Below are 13,671 nucleotides of genomic sequence, written 5' to 3'. Positions count from 1 at the left end.
ACGGGAGAATAGCGTCCGGCGCGCGATTAGCCAGCCTCTTTACGCCCAGTCTCGCAGGTTCTGATATTGATGACTTTTGCCGCGCGGCCTGGCGTTCAAGACCGGGATTCGATTGCTTTCCGCAATCCCGTGATCAGCAGTTCCGTCATTTTTGGCGTAAATTGGCGAGCCGTCATGCTGGCGCGAAAGAGGTCTTCGAAGCCGCGATTGTAGGACAAACTCCGCATCGCTTCCGACGCGTCCCGCACCCTGCCCAACTGCCCGGTTGCTGCGACTTCGATGACGTTGGCCAGGAAATTCCGCGATGGGCCGAGTTGAAGCGAGAGCGACAGGGCGTCTTCGAAACGACCGATGCGATAAGCACTGAGCGCGCGTGTCAACAACACGTCGGGAAGCACGTCGCTTTCCAGCCGCGTCGCCCTGAATGCCAGCCCCTTGCCTTCTTCCCATCGGCCGATGGTAAAGAGATAAAGTCCCAGTCGCGCCGGGATATCGCTGTTGTTGGGGTTGAGCGTCATGCCGGTATAGCCGGTCTCGATCGCTGCCAGGATCTGGCCGGTCTGGAACTGGCTTATCATCAGCGCATATCGGCTGCGGTCGGAAAACGGCGCCAGCAGGACGGCGTCGTTTGCCAGCTTGCGGGCGCGGTCGGAGAGCAGGGTCGGCACCTCCGGAGAATCCATGGCCAGAAGCACGATCGCCAGTTCCGCCTTGGCGCCAGCGTCGTTGGGGGTGGTCGTCAGCGTCAGCTCCAGGCAATCACGCGTGCCGGCGATCTCCTGCGCATCGCCATGTCCCAAAGCAGCCTTCGCTCTCAGCACACAGCCATTGCCGAGCGAGGGATCGTCGAGATCGCGCAGCGTCTCGATATTGTTGATGACGCCACGCGTGCCGGCGAGTTTTCGTGCCAGACTGCTGGCAAGCTCCCAGTTCTTCGGCGTGATGCCCACGGCCCGTTCGAGTTGGCGTTCGACACCGGAGAGCAGAGCTTCGCCGGTTTCCGCATTTTCCACCTGCCACCAGACGAGGCGTTCATGGGCAACCGTCTCGTATTTGAGGACGATTTGATAGATTTGCTGCGGCGCCTTGCCACGGAGGGAGGATGCCAGCGACGAGCCGGCCCATTGCCCAAGCACCGAGGCGGAAGTCCCTGTGGCTGACGAGAGGCGCACCGTCTGGAACTGCGACATCGCCACCATCAGATAGTCACGGATGTTTTCAGCGTCCGGATTGCTGTCGCCATCCATGACGACGGAGACCATCGGCTTGTATGTGAAACTTCCCTGTCTCCAGGTGCCGAAACCGCCGGTGATAAGGTAGGCGGCTATGCCGCCGCCAGCGAGCAGCCAGGTGAAGGCGACGCCGGCGCTGGATATCCACGCCCATTGCCGGCTTCGGGTTGTCGGTGCCGCCGGCTCGATCTCGATAACAGGAAGCGGGCAATTGATTTCGGCATCCGCGTCACTGTTCGTTTCCTCCAGCACGACGCGGGTGAAAACCGGCACGTAACGGCCGCGCGGAAGATCGATGCGGATATTGGTCCGGTTGCCATGCGCATCGTAATATTGTGTCAGTGCCGCGCGCAGGCGCGTGGCCTCGATGCGGACGATCGGATCGACGGAGGGGTCGAAATTGGGCGGCCGGCCAAAGACATCGACGGCGATCGTATAGGCTTTGATAGCCTCGGCGCGACCTTCAAAAAATTCGGTGGAGATGAAGCGGAGGAAGCTTCTGTTGCGCTCGGGGGATTGAAACCGCGGATCGGTGAGCAGCCGCTCGACTTCCGCCTGGCCCTCCATATGTCCGATCCGTTCGCAGGTCGACCGCTCGATTGTTTGCTTGCCGCTCATGCTTGCCCCCAAGCATTCAACTCGAAGTGTCAGTAACACACCAATCCGGCAGAGAGGTCAAACGCTTCCTGTTGAAAAGAAGCACAACAAAATGTGGGAAAATCCCCGCACCGTTTCGAAAATCATAAAGCGGAGGTAATCTGTTTATTACTGATACGCCTCCTGGATGCCAAGGTGAGAAACCGAATGTATTTGATTTGTTGAAAGAATATTCATCGAAGATTTTAAGCGATGTAAGCTGTCGAAGATGAAGGGCAAAGGGCGCGCAGGCTGCGGATCTCCCTTCCGCCTAGCGCCGCCCCGTCTCGCTGAAGCTCACTGTTTCCGCCGGCGGCAGTGACATCCGTCCGTCGGGAGCATCGGCGCCGAACAGCGCATTGTGGATATGCCCAAGCCCGATCGCAGCCGCGCCGACGATGGCCGCGCGCGGGCCGAGCTGGCTTGCCTCGATCTCGACCGGATGGGGAAAACAGGAGGGGAGGAAGGCGCGCACCCGCTCTATCAGCTCTGGTCTCAGACCGATCGATCCGCCCATGATCACCTTCTGCGGATTGGCGATAGCCGCAATCGCACTGATGCCCCGGGCGAGATATTTCGCGGTTTCATCCAGGGTTTCCGACGCATGTCGATCACCCGCCGCCGCCCGCTCGAAAATCATGGGAACGGTTACTGTCTCGCCGCTCGCAGCACGGTAGCTTTCCACGATGGCGATCGAAGCCGCGACGCGCTCGAAGGCGCCCGTTCGCAGGGATTCGGGCTCGAAGGGATCGGCGCCAAACGGCAGAAAGCCGAGCTCACCAGCTGCATTTGTCGCGCCCCGCACCAGTTGGCCGCCGACCATCAGTCCGCCGCCGATACCGGTGCCGACGGCGATGAAGGCGAGATTGTCGATGCCCTGCCCCTGGCCGAGCCAGTTTTCACCGAGAACCGCCAGATTGACGTCGTTTTCCAGGATGACCGCCATGCCCAGCGCCGCCTCGAAAGCGGCGGCGACGTTCATCGTGTCGAAATCGGCGATATTCGGCGCCATCAGGATGCGGCCGGTGGTGATGTCGGGCGCCCCGGGCGCGCCGATCACGGCGATCCTGATCCGTTCCTGCGCGATGCCGAGATGACGTGCCGCCTGCCGGCAGAGCGCGGCGATTTGGTCAACGACGAACTGGCCACCACGGCGATCGGTCGATGCGACTTCCTCGGTGAAGACCTGGCAGGCGAGATCGGTGAGCGCAAGGTGGATCTTGGTGCCGCCGAGATCGACGGCGGCGATATAGGCGGCGTCGGGAACAAGCTCGTAAGTGACGGCGCTGCGGCCGACATGACCGCTGGTGCGCCCGGTTTCCCGCACCCATTCGTCCTCTTCCAACTGCCGGACAATCTCGGAAATCGTCTGCTTGGAAAGCCCGGTCTGCTTGGCGATCGAGGCGCGGGAGATCGGGCCATTCTGGATGATCGCCTCCATCACCGCGCGCTGGGAGAACTTTCGGGAGAGACGCAGGGTTTCGCTCACAGTCACCTCTATTAATTCGTTCTGTATCCGAACTAATAGAGACGCGCGGAAATCTGTCAAACGAAAATGGCGTGGACCGACGGCGCCTCTCGTGCGGACGAAAACGAGATCAAAGCCAGGATGCAGGTGTCTTCGGCAAGCGTCCATCGGGATCGACGACGTCGAGATGCGGTGCACCCGGTCCATTCCATCGCCAAAGCGCAACGCAGGAGCCACCAGGCGACATGAAGGACGGATAGATCAATCCATCATATCCGAGGTCGATCAGCGCCAAGCGCAGGCGGTGGGTCTCCGGCACCTCACCCTTATCCAAGTGCATGCGCCATTCGCATTGATGAATGTCGGCGGGACAGCCGAAGTCGGCGAGCATGTCATCATCTGTCAGATCCGCCAGCATCGCGTTCCTGAGTTCCAGTTGGGCGATCAGCGCCGGATGCTGCACGAAACCCTGGTTGTATTCGGCCCAGGCGGTCGAAAGCTCGCGGGCGGCATAGACGGTCGGCGCGCCAACCGGGTTCCAGCGGCCACCGAAACGCGAGGCGCCCTCGCCCGATAGCGGCGCAAAGGCCCATTTGGGCACGAAGGCGCGCCACAACTGCATTGCCTTGATGGTCTTGTCAGGCATAAACGCCGGACCGTACCGCCTCGAGATAGGCCAGCACCTTGTCCGATTTGCCCTCGCTCACCAGATCATAGGCCGTCTTGCCGGCCCAGCCGGGAATGGGTTGGTGCTTGAACCAGATCGTCGCCCGGTTCTGGTCGCCGGCCATTTCGCTGGCCATGGCGAGGATGCGCACGACCTGACTCAGCGCGCTGTCCACCTTGCGCGCGCCGGATTTCGCCGTCAGCGTGTTGCGGGCGACGCCGATCAGGCGGGCGAGTTCCGACAGGGTGACGCCGAGCTGTTCGGAAACGCGCGACGCCGACAGGAACGGCGACTGCCCGTCACCGAAGCGGCTTGCCGTCATGTCGAAGCTCAGGGCTGTCATGGCACGATCCAATCGAATTTTGATGGTCACACCATCAAAATAGGCTCAAATCCCGTGCATTACAAGCTCAGATATCGTCAAGCGGGATTTTGCCAGCGTGGCTTGCGCTTTTCCAAGAAGGCCGAGATACCCTCGCGCGCCTCTTCTGTTTCCCAGGTGTCGGCCAGCCGCTCGATTGTCGCCTCGATGACATCATCGGTGATCGGCATGCCGAGCGATCGTGCAAGCGCCTTCGAGGCGCCGGCAGCGCCGGGAGCGACCTGCAGATAGGGCTGGATCTCCGCATCGACCGCTGCATCCAGGCCGTCCGCCGGCACGACCCGCGCCAACAGACCCACCGCTTGCGCTTCCCGCGCATCGATGATCCTTGCCGACATGAACAACGGCCGCGCCCGCCCCTCGCCGATCCGCGCCATGACATAGGGGCTGATGGTCGCCGGGATCAGCCCGAGCCGGGTCTCCGTCAGTCCGAACTTGGCGCTGTCTGCGGCGATCGCCACGTCGGCAATGCTGAGAAGACCGATGCCGCCGCCAAAGGCGTTGCCTTGGACCGCGGCGATGACCGGCCTGGATATTTCGTTCAACGCCTGGAACATCAGCGCCAATCGTCGTGCCCCGGCCATCCGCGTCACGCGATCGGCATCGACCTGTGCCTTCATCCAGCCGAGATCGCCGCCGGCACAGAAGCTCGCTCCCTCCCCGGCCAGAACCACGACGCGAATGGTTGCGTCCTGACTCAGTTGACCGGCCACCACCGTCAGTTCCTCGATCATCGTGGCCGACAATGCGTTGTGCTTTTCCGGACAGGCAAGCGTCAGGCGCGCCACGCCGCGCGCGTCCGTCGCAAGCCGGATCGTTTCGAAGGTCATGGCATGCTCCTCAAGCTGCGGGCAAAGGTCGATGCCTCTTCCAGGGCCGGCTGTGAGAGCCCGGTCTCGAACCCTCGCGCCGTCACATACCGATCGACCGCCAGCGTATCGACATTGCCCTTCGCGCCCGGCGCATAGGGGCAGCCTCCGAGCCCGCCCACGGATGCGTCGAACACCCTTATGCCGCGCTCCAGCGCAACCCCGATATTGTCCAGCGCCCGCCCCGCCGTGTCATGAAAATGCCCGGCAAGCCGAGTGGCAGGAATGGTGTCCAGCACCCGTGCCAGCATCGTATCGATCGCCTCCGGCCTGCCCCGACCGATCGTGTCACCCAAGCTGATTTCGTGACAGCCCAAGGCGAGGAGGCGGTCGGCAACACCAGCCGTGCTTTCCGGCGCGATCGCCCCCTCATAAGGACATTCGACGGCGCAACTGACATAGCCGCGCATGGGAATCCCCTGCGCGGCGGCGGCCTCCGCCACCGGACGGAACCGCTCGATGCTCTCGTCGATCGAGCAATTGATATTGTGCCGCGAAAAACTTTCCGACGCCGAGGCAAAGATCGCCATCTCATCCGCACCCGCCGCCAGCGCTGCCTCGAACCCCTTGAGATTAGGTGTCAGTGCGGCGTAGCGAACCTTTTCGTTGCGGGTGATTCCGGCCATGACTTCCGCCGCATCGGCGAGTTGTGGTACCCATTTCGGGCTGACGAAGCTGGTCACCTCGATGCGCTCGAAACCACAGGCGGACAGCATGTCGACCAGCCTGATCTTCGCGTTCGTGTCGATCAGCACCGCCTCGTTCTGCAGCCCGTCGCGCGGCGCCATTTCGACGATCGAGACGCGGCTTGAACCCTTGTTCGCAACCATCATGCACTCTCGGTCTTCAGCGCCAGCAGCACCGCGCCCTCGCTGGTCTGGTCGCCCTCGGCCACATGCAGGCTTTCGACAATGCCGTCGCGAGTGGCTGACAGGGTCAGTTCCATCTTCATCGCCTCCATGACGATCAGTGCGTCGCCCTTGGCGACCGCGTCGCCCTCGCGGACCCGCACCAGCTTGATCAATCCGGGCATGGGTGCCACCAGACGATCGCTGCCGGCTTCCGCCACTGCGATGGCGTCGAGCGGATCCGGCAAGTGGAAATCATGGGTCTTGCCGTCGACGATCAATGTCAGGCCGTGCGGTCGCTCCAGCACCTCGACCCGTGTTTGCCGGCCTTCGACCTCGGCATGGCAACCACCTTCGAACCGACTGCCGACCCGTACGGGAATGACGCGGCCGCCAACATGGACGGCAAACAGGTCGTGGCCTCGCGCTGCGACGCGGATCACATGGTGGTCGCCCGCCCGGTCGAGCGTCGTCGTCCGCGTCGCCTGTCCCCAGAGCTGCCAATGTCCGAGAGAAGTCCAGGGATCGCCGGCCGTCGGCATGCTCAGGGCATTGAGGGAGAAGACGGCGGCAAGCGCCAGGACCGTATCGGCCGGCGGCTCGCCCATGGTGAGGCTCTCCACCTCGCGGTCGATCAGCCCGGTATCGGGATAACCGGAGGTGAAATCCTGCTGGCGGCTGAGGCGGGACAGAAAGTCCAGATTGTTGGCGACGCCGCCGATATGGCTGCCGTCGAGTGCCGCGGCCAAATTGGCCAAGGCTGCCGTCCGGGTCGGGCCGTGCACGATCAGCTTGGCAATCATCGGATCGTAATGGGTGCTGACCCGGTCGCCTTGTCGCACGCCGGCATCCACCCGCACCCCGCTGCTCGGGAAAGCCAGATGCGAGAGCGTTCCCGTCGACGGCAGGAAGCCGCGGGCCGGATCTTCGGCATAGACCCGCGCCTCGAAGGACCAGCCCTCGATCGAAAGATCGGATTGCTGCATCGGCAGCGGCTCGCCGCTCGCCACCCGCAATTGCCACTCGACGAGATCGATGCCGGTGATCGCCTCGGTTACGGGATGCTCGACCTGCAGGCGCGTGTTCATCTCCATGAAGAAGAACTTGTCGGGCCACAGGCCGCTCGACACATCGGCGATGAACTCCACCGTGCCGGCGCCACAATAATCGATGGCACGGGCCGCGCGCACGGCCGCGTCGCCCATCGCCCGGCGCATTTCCGCGGTCATGCCCGGTGCGGGCGCCTCCTCGATCACCTTCTGGTGCCGCCGTTGCAGCGAGCAGTCGCGTTCGAACAGATGCACGACATTGCCGTGGCGGTCGCCAAACACCTGGATCTCGATATGGCGCGGCCGCAGCAGATATTTCTCGATCAGCACCGCGCCATCGCCGAAGGCCGCCATGCCCTCGCGCTGCGCCGCTGCCAGGGAGGCCGCGAAATTAGCGGGGTCATCGACCCGCCGCATCCCTTTGCCGCCGCCGCCCGCCCGTGCCTTGATCAGGACGGGATAGCCGATCTCATCCGCTTGGCCCGCGAGAAATTCCGCATCCTGGTTGTCGCCGTGATAGCCGGGAACGACAGGCACGCCCGACTGTTCCATCAGCGCCTTTGCCGCATCCTTGAGGCCCATGGCGCGAATGGCTGATGGTGACGGACCGATGAAGACGAGACCGGCCGCCTCGATCGCCTCGGCGAAGTCGGCATTTTCCGACAGGAAGCCGTAGCCGGGATGAATGGCCTGCGCGCCCGACCGTTCGGCCGCCGCCAGAATCCGCTCGATCGACAGATAGCTCTCGCTTGCCGCCGCATGGCCGATCCGGAAGGCTTCGTCCGCCAGTTCGACATGCAGCGCCGCCGCGTCCGCATCGGAATAGACGGCGACGGTGCGCACGCCAAGCCGTCGCGCGGTGCGGATGATCCGGCAGGCGATCTCGCCGCGATTGGCAATGAGGATCTTCGAAAACATCGGCTGTCCCGGTTATTGCGCGGCGATCACTTCGACTTCGAGCAGCCAGGCCTCGTCGAAGATTCCGGCGATCACCACCGTCATTGCCGGCGCCAGGCTGCCGAGATATTCGCTGCGGATCTCGCGATTGGCCATCGTGTGGTGTCGGTCGGAAAGATAGGTCGTCACCTTGACGATATCGTCCTTGCCCATGCCGGCCGCCTTCAGTTGCGCATCGATATTGTGCCAGACCTGCCGCGCCTGCGCCTCGAAACCCGAGGCCAGCACATCGTCCGTGTCGGTCGGGATTTGTCCGCTGACGAACAGAACCCGGCTGAAGTCTTCCAGCCGTACGGCCTGGGAATAGCCGCCGCGTGGTTGCGGGGCATTCTTTGCGTTGAAAACGTCGCGTTTCATGCTCATTCTCCTCACATCCTGAACAGGCCAAAACGGGTATCGCCGATCGGTGCGTTGAGCGCCGCCGAAAGGGACAGAGCCAGCACGTCGCGGCTCTTGCGCGGGTCGATGATGCCATCGTCCCAGAGCCTTGCCGAGGCATAGAGCGGATGGCTCTGCGTTTCGAACAGACTGAGCACCGGCTTCTTGAATTTCGCCTCGTCGTCCTCGCTCCAGGGCGTGCCGGCGCGTTTCAGCGCCTCGCCGCGCACGGTCGCCAGCACGCCGGCCGCCTGCTCGCCGCCCATGACGGAAATCCGGCTGTTCGGCCAGGTCCACAGGAAGCGCGGCGAAAAGGCCCGCCCGCCCATGCCGTAATTGCCCGCACCAAAGGAGCCTCCGACCAGCATGGTGATCTTCGGCACGTTGGTCGTCGCCACTGCCGTTACCAGCTTGGCGCCGTGCTTGGCGATGCCTTCGGTCTCGTATTTTCGCCCCACCATGAAGCCGGTGATGTTCTGCAGGAAAACCAGCGGGGTCTTGCGCTGCGAGCACAGTTCGACGAAATGCGCGCCCTTCAAGGCCGATTCCGAAAACAGCACGCCATTGTTGGCGATAATGCCTATGGGAATGCCGTGCACATGGGCAAAGCCACAGACCAGCGTCGTGCCATAACGCGCCTTGAACTCGTCCAGCCGCGAGCCATCGACGATGCGGGCAATGACTTCGCGGATATCGTAGGGCGTGCGCAGATCGACAGGCACGATGCCGGCAATTTCCTCCGGATCATAGTGCGGCTCTTCCGGTACCTGCCGCTCTACCGTTGCGATCTTCGGACGGTTGAGATTGGTGACGGCGCGGCGGGCAAGCGCCAGGGCATGCGCGTCATCGCGGGCCAGATGATCGGCGACACCGGAAAGCCGCGTATGCACATCCCCGCCACCCAGATCCTCCGCCGAGACCACCTCGCCTGTCGCGGCACGCACCAGCGGCGGCCCGGCCAGGAAGATGGTCCCCTGCCCCTCGACGATGATGGCCTCATCCGACATGGCCGGCACATAGGCGCCGCCCGCTGTGCAGGAACCCATGACGACAGCGATCTGCGGGATGCCGGCAGCCGACATGTTGGCCTGGTTATAGAAGATGCGACCGAAATGCTCACGGTCGGGAAAGACCTCGTCCTGGTTCGGCAGGTTGGCGCCGCCGGAATCGACTAGGTAGAGGCACGGCAGGTTGTTTTCCGCGGCGATCTCCTGTGCCCGCAAATGTTTCTTCACCGTCATCGGATAATAGGTGCCGCCTTTGACAGTGGCGTCGTTGCAGACGATCATGCAGTCGCGGCCAGACACCCGTCCGATACCGGTGATCAGGCCGGCCGCCGGTGCCTCGTCATTGTAGAGACCATGCGCGGCCGTCAGCCCGATTTCCAGGAAGGGCGTCGCCGGATCGATCAGTTGCGCCACCCGGTCGCGCGGCAGCATCTTGCCGCGGCCGACATGGCGTTCCCGCGCACCCTCACCGCCGCCGCCAGCCGCCAGCGTTGCTGCCTCCTCGACCACACGCATTGCCTCCGCCATCGCCGCGCTATTGGCACGGAACGTCTCCGACGAGGTTGAAATTTGCGAGCGGATGACAGCCATGCATGTTCCTAGCGGATGAGTTTTACAATGCAGTTCAAATCCAGTTCCGACCACACCCTGTCCGTCGTGATCGCCGCCGCTCCGGTCGCGATAGCGAGCCCCAGGCAAGCACGATCGGCAAAGGAGAGGCGCCGGACTCGTGTTTCCTGCCTTAGCGTCGCCGCCCCTTCGGCGGAAGCGGTGTCGAACGGAACGACCTCGAGCCTGAGGGCCGCGAGCCAGATGAAGGCCTCATCCGGCGGCAGTCCCTTGTCGATCAGTTTTGCACCAGCCTCCGAATAGTTGACCGCAGAAATGCGGCCGCCCGTCAGATAGGCCATCGCCTGATCGGCGCCCGGTTCGTTGAAGGCCATGGCCAATACGGCCGAGGCGTCGAACACGGCGCCGCTCATCGCGCCTCCGCTTCCTGGCGCCGCTCGGCGATCAGTTCGTCGGAAACAAGGGTTCCGGCCGGCACGAGTTCCCGGGTCCGGCGCTGCAACTGGCGAACCGCCACCATCGGCGAAATCACACGCAATTCACCATCGACGACACTCACGGTTACCCGTCCATCCTCGTCCAGAAGCATGGCCCGGCGGATATCGGCCGGAAGCATGATCGTCCCGTCAGCGGTGACTGACATCGAGCGAAACGTGACGGTGCCAGGTGAAAGTAATATCGCCTCGCGCGGCGCGGCCTGCTCCTGACGGGCCAGATATTCCTTCTTCCAGTGGGAGTATTGGGTAAATCCTGTTCCCTGATTGCCCCCCTCGGCCACGTAAATATCCGCAACCTCCCGGCCGCTTGGCGGCACGCCGTTTCTGGCCAGTAGCTCGTCGCAGATTTGCCAGATGCGCGCCTTCTCGGAACCCTGCCTAACCGATAAATATAACATATTCATCAGATTCTCCGTTTATCGACATGCAAATAATAATTTACGTTAAACATAATGTAAAACGATAAATTATCCGCCTATCGCGCTTCAGCAAAAATCTCCCGACCGATCAGCATGCGCCTGATTTCCGAGGTTCCCGCCCCGATCTCATAGAGCTTGGCATCCCGAAGCAGTCGGCCGGCCGGGTAATCGTTGGTATAGCCGTTGCCGCCAAGGATCTGGATCGTCTCAAGCGCCAGCGCCGTCGCCTTTTCAGCCGCGTAGAGGATGCAGCCGGCTGCGTCCTTGCGCGTCGTCTCCCCCCGGTCGCAGGCAGCGGCCACGGCATAGACATAGGCGCGGGCGGCATTCAGCGTCACATACATGTCCGCGATCTTGCCCTGCATCAGCTGGAATTCGCCGATCGACTGACCGAACTGCCTTCGCTCGTGCAGATAGGGGACTGCGACGTCGAGGCAAGCATCCATGATGCCCAGCGGCCCGGCTGACAGCACGACGCGCTCGTAATCGAGCCCGGACATCAGGATGCGCACGCCGCCGCCAACCGCTCCCAGCAGGTTTTCCTCCGGCACCTCGCAATCGGAAAAGACCAGTTCGCAGGTGTTGGAGCCGCGCATGCCGAGCTTGTCGAGTTTCTGGCCGGTTGAAAAACCGGCGAAACCCTTCTCGACCAGGAAGGCCGTGATGCCGCGCGGTCCGCCTTGCGGATCGGTCTTGGCGTAGACGACCAGCACGTCCGCATCCGGACCGTTGGTGATCCACATCTTGTTGCCGTTGAGCACATAACGGTCGCCGCGCTTGTCGGCGCGCAGCTTCATCGACACGACATCGGACCCGGCCGTCGGCTCCGACATGGCCAGCGCCCCGACATGCTCGCCGGAAATCAGTTTCGGAAGATAGCGTGCCTTCTGCGCTTCGGAGCCATTGCGACTGATCTGGTTGACGCAGAGATTGGAATGGGCGCCGTAGCTGAGCGCAACCGAGGCGGAGGCGCGGCTGATTTCTTCCATGGCGACGCAATGGGCGAGATAGCCGAGACCGGCGCCGCCATGATCTTCCGCCGCCGTGATGCCGAGCAGGCCGAGTTCACCCATTTCCCGCCAAAGCGGCATGGGGAAACTGTTGGTCCGGTCGATATGGGCCGCCTGCGGCGCGATCCGTTCGCTGGCAAAGCGGCGCACGCTTTCGCGCAAGGCCTCGATCTCGTCGCCAACAGCAAAGCGCAATCCGCCCGAATACATCCGGCCTCCTCCCTTATGCGTTATTACCGGACGAACTCCTCTTCATCCGGCAACCTCCTATTTGCGAGACTATCACACCCCAACAACAATTTCCGAACCAAGACAGAGGCTTGGGCGCACGATTTATAAAAACCGGAATGCCGAACCGGTTATTTGCGATCGCGAAGGCTTCCGCGGCATCCGTCATTTCGCTTGCGCGAAATCCGTCAAGGCCCCAAGACGAAATCACGACATTCGGCACTGGACAGGACATGACGGGAAAACAGATCGCAATCATCGGCGGCGGGCCGGCGGGGCTGATGGCGGCGGAGGTCCTGTCGTTACGCGGCTATGCGGTCACTGTCTATGATGCCATGCCGACCTTCGGCCGCAAATTCCTGCTCGCCGGCAAATCCGGCCTCAACATCACCCATTCCGAGGATTACGCGCGGTTTGTCACGCGGTTCGGCCCGGCATCGGCGCGCCTTCGCGAAGCGCTCGACGCCTTCACGCCGGACAATGTGCGCGCTTGGGCGGCCGGTCTCGGCACCGAAACCTTCGTTGGAACATCGGGCCGCGTCTTCCCGACCGTCATGAAGGCATCGCCACTGCTGCGCGCCTGGCTGCGCCGCCTCGAGGCTCAGGGCGTTCGGCTGCTGACCCGGCATCGATGGACCGGATTTGCGGAGCGCGGCCTGACCTTCGAGACGCCGGATGGCGCGATCACCGTTCATCACGATGCCACCCTTCTGGCCCTCGGCGGCGCAAGCTGGCCGCGCCTTGGATCGGACGCCGCATGGACCACCCTGCTTCAGGATCGCGGCGTCGTGGTCAATCCGCTCCAGCCCGCCAATTGCGGCTTCGATGCCGATTGGAGCGAGGTCTTCAAGACCCGCTTTGCCGGCGCTCCGCTGAAATCCGTCACGGCCACCTCGACAGCCGGTATTTTTCCCGGTGAATTCGTGATTTCGAAACATGGTATCGAGGGAAGCCTCGTCTATGCGCATTCGGCAGCTTTGCGCGATGCCCTGGCGCGGGATGGCAAGGCGGCGTTGTCGGTCGATCTCATGCCCGGCCGAACCCGCGAACGCCTCGCCAGGGATCTCGCCCGTCAAGACAGGAAGGCAACCCTTGCGACCCGCCTGCGCAAGAGCGCCGGTCTCGACGGCGTCAAGGCTGCGCTGGTCCGCGAAGTGGAGCCCCAGACAAACATCTATGATCCGGAGCGGCTGGCCGGTCTGCTGAAATCTCTGCCCATCTCCGTCGTCCGCCCACGTCCGATCGCGGAGGCGATCTCATCGGCGGGTGGGATTGATCTCGAGGGGATCGACGAACGATACATGCTGAAAGCGCTTCCCGGCATTTTCGCCGCCGGCGAAATGCTGGACTGGGAAGCCCCGACCGGCGGCTATCTGCTGACGGCCTGTTTCGCGACGGGACGGCACGCGGCGCGTGGAATCAGCGATTGGCTTTCTGGCCCTCTCTGAGCCTTG

Annotated in this window: 13 protein-coding genes; 1 reads left to right on the top strand and 12 read right to left on the bottom strand. The window is 62.9% G+C overall.

Going from position 1 to position 13,671, the window contains the following annotated elements; genetic code table 11:
- Positions 1 to 95: 95 nt before the first annotated feature.
- The 12 genes from ACST81_RS24715 to ACST81_RS24660 form a co-directional block, all read right to left on the bottom strand.
- A complete protein-coding gene (locus tag ACST81_RS24715; RefSeq protein WP_438754148.1) occupies positions 96 to 1,850 on the bottom strand; it encodes a tetratricopeptide repeat protein in 1,755 nt (584 codons plus the stop codon).
- A 289-nt stretch (positions 1,851 to 2,139) separates the two neighbouring features.
- Positions 2,140 to 3,357 carry an ROK family transcriptional regulator gene (locus ACST81_RS24710; RefSeq protein WP_438754147.1) on the bottom strand — a complete coding sequence of 406 codons (1,218 nt, stop codon included), beginning with the start codon at positions 3,355 to 3,357 and terminating at the stop codon, positions 2,140 to 2,142.
- A gap of 109 nt (positions 3,358 to 3,466) precedes the next feature.
- Positions 3,467 to 3,982, bottom strand: coding sequence for an RES family NAD+ phosphorylase (locus tag ACST81_RS24705; RefSeq protein ID WP_438754145.1), 516 nt, complete (start codon positions 3,980 to 3,982; stop codon positions 3,467 to 3,469).
- Positions 3,975 to 4,346, bottom strand: a complete 372-nt coding sequence (locus tag ACST81_RS24700) for an antitoxin Xre/MbcA/ParS toxin-binding domain-containing protein (RefSeq protein WP_062578326.1) — start codon at positions 4,344 to 4,346, stop codon at positions 3,975 to 3,977. The genes ACST81_RS24705 and ACST81_RS24700 overlap by 8 nt, the downstream gene beginning before the upstream one ends.
- Positions 4,347 to 4,423: 77 nt before the next feature.
- On the bottom strand, positions 4,424 to 5,215 hold the full coding sequence (locus ACST81_RS24695) for a crotonase/enoyl-CoA hydratase family protein (protein WP_438754142.1): 792 nt from the start codon (positions 5,213 to 5,215) through the stop codon (positions 4,424 to 4,426).
- Positions 5,212 to 6,087, bottom strand: a complete 876-nt coding sequence (locus ACST81_RS24690) for a hydroxymethylglutaryl-CoA lyase (RefSeq protein ID WP_438754141.1) — start codon at positions 6,085 to 6,087, stop codon at positions 5,212 to 5,214. The genes ACST81_RS24695 and ACST81_RS24690 overlap by 4 nt, the downstream gene beginning before the upstream one ends.
- A complete protein-coding gene (locus tag ACST81_RS24685) occupies positions 6,084 to 8,069 on the bottom strand; it encodes an acetyl-CoA carboxylase biotin carboxylase subunit (RefSeq protein WP_438754139.1) in 1,986 nt (661 codons plus the stop codon). The genes ACST81_RS24690 and ACST81_RS24685 overlap by 4 nt, the downstream gene beginning before the upstream one ends.
- 12 nt (positions 8,070 to 8,081) lie before the next feature.
- Positions 8,082 to 8,465: a RidA family protein gene (locus tag ACST81_RS24680; protein ID WP_438754137.1), complete on the bottom strand. Its 384-nt coding sequence runs from the start codon at positions 8,463 to 8,465 to the stop codon at positions 8,082 to 8,084.
- A gap of 11 nt (positions 8,466 to 8,476) precedes the next feature.
- Positions 8,477 to 10,084 (bottom strand): carboxyl transferase domain-containing protein, encoded by a 1,608-nt coding sequence (locus ACST81_RS24675; protein WP_438754135.1) that lies wholly within the window; start codon positions 10,082 to 10,084, stop codon positions 8,477 to 8,479.
- Positions 10,085 to 10,092: 8 nt separating this feature from the next.
- Positions 10,093 to 10,476 carry a type II toxin-antitoxin system VapC family toxin gene (locus ACST81_RS24670; protein ID WP_438754133.1) on the bottom strand — a complete coding sequence of 128 codons (384 nt, stop codon included), beginning with the start codon at positions 10,474 to 10,476 and terminating at the stop codon, positions 10,093 to 10,095.
- Complete coding sequence (locus tag ACST81_RS24665) at positions 10,473 to 10,964, bottom strand: hypothetical protein (protein ID WP_438754132.1); 492 nt, start codon at positions 10,962 to 10,964, stop codon at positions 10,473 to 10,475. The genes ACST81_RS24670 and ACST81_RS24665 overlap by 4 nt, the downstream gene beginning before the upstream one ends.
- Before the next feature lie 71 nt (positions 10,965 to 11,035).
- On the bottom strand, positions 11,036 to 12,199 hold the full coding sequence (locus ACST81_RS24660) for an isovaleryl-CoA dehydrogenase (RefSeq protein ID WP_438754130.1): 1,164 nt from the start codon (positions 12,197 to 12,199) through the stop codon (positions 11,036 to 11,038).
- 251 nt (positions 12,200 to 12,450) lie between these two features.
- On the opposite strand from ACST81_RS24660, the gene ACST81_RS24655 reads away from it, so the two are divergent.
- The gene (locus ACST81_RS24655; RefSeq protein WP_438754128.1) at positions 12,451 to 13,665 is read left to right on the top strand and encodes a TIGR03862 family flavoprotein; all 1,215 of its coding nucleotides are present in this window, start codon (positions 12,451 to 12,453) and stop codon (positions 13,663 to 13,665) included.
- Positions 13,666 to 13,671 lie beyond the last annotated feature (6 nt).

Source organism: Pararhizobium sp. O133, from assembly GCF_051669845.1.
In the GTDB taxonomy this organism is placed as follows: Bacteria; Pseudomonadota; Alphaproteobacteria; order Rhizobiales; family Rhizobiaceae; genus Pararhizobium.
Note: the sequence above shows the minus strand (reverse complement) of the source record. Positions and strands in the feature narration are given on the sequence as shown.

What these genes read in the sequence shown, in the direction of transcription:
- ACST81_RS24715 (WP_438754148.1), bottom strand. Translation starts at nt 1,850, where the DNA reads ATGAGCGGCAAGCAAACAATCGAGCGGTCGACCTGCGAACGGATCGGA.
- ACST81_RS24655 (WP_438754128.1), top strand. Translation starts at nt 12,451, where the DNA reads ATGACGGGAAAACAGATCGCAATCATCGGCGGCGGGCCGGCGGGGCTG.
- ACST81_RS24660 (WP_438754130.1), bottom strand. Translation starts at nt 12,199, where the DNA reads ATGTATTCGGGCGGATTGCGCTTTGCTGTTGGCGACGAGATCGAGGCC.
- ACST81_RS24665 (WP_438754132.1), bottom strand. Translation starts at nt 10,964, where the DNA reads ATGAATATGTTATATTTATCGGTTAGGCAGGGTTCCGAGAAGGCGCGC.
- ACST81_RS24670 (WP_438754133.1), bottom strand. Translation starts at nt 10,476, where the DNA reads ATGAGCGGCGCCGTGTTCGACGCCTCGGCCGTATTGGCCATGGCCTTC.
- ACST81_RS24685 (WP_438754139.1), bottom strand. Translation starts at nt 8,069, where the DNA reads ATGTTTTCGAAGATCCTCATTGCCAATCGCGGCGAGATCGCCTGCCGG.
- ACST81_RS24705 (WP_438754145.1), bottom strand. Translation starts at nt 3,982, where the DNA reads ATGCCTGACAAGACCATCAAGGCAATGCAGTTGTGGCGCGCCTTCGTG.
- ACST81_RS24700 (WP_062578326.1), bottom strand. Translation starts at nt 4,346, where the DNA reads ATGACAGCCCTGAGCTTCGACATGACGGCAAGCCGCTTCGGTGACGGG.
- ACST81_RS24695 (WP_438754142.1), bottom strand. Translation starts at nt 5,215, where the DNA reads ATGACCTTCGAAACGATCCGGCTTGCGACGGACGCGCGCGGCGTGGCG.
- ACST81_RS24675 (WP_438754135.1), bottom strand. Translation starts at nt 10,084, where the DNA reads ATGGCTGTCATCCGCTCGCAAATTTCAACCTCGTCGGAGACGTTCCGT.
- ACST81_RS24680 (WP_438754137.1), bottom strand. Translation starts at nt 8,465, where the DNA reads ATGAAACGCGACGTTTTCAACGCAAAGAATGCCCCGCAACCACGCGGC.
- ACST81_RS24690 (WP_438754141.1), bottom strand. Translation starts at nt 6,087, where the DNA reads ATGATGGTTGCGAACAAGGGTTCAAGCCGCGTCTCGATCGTCGAAATG.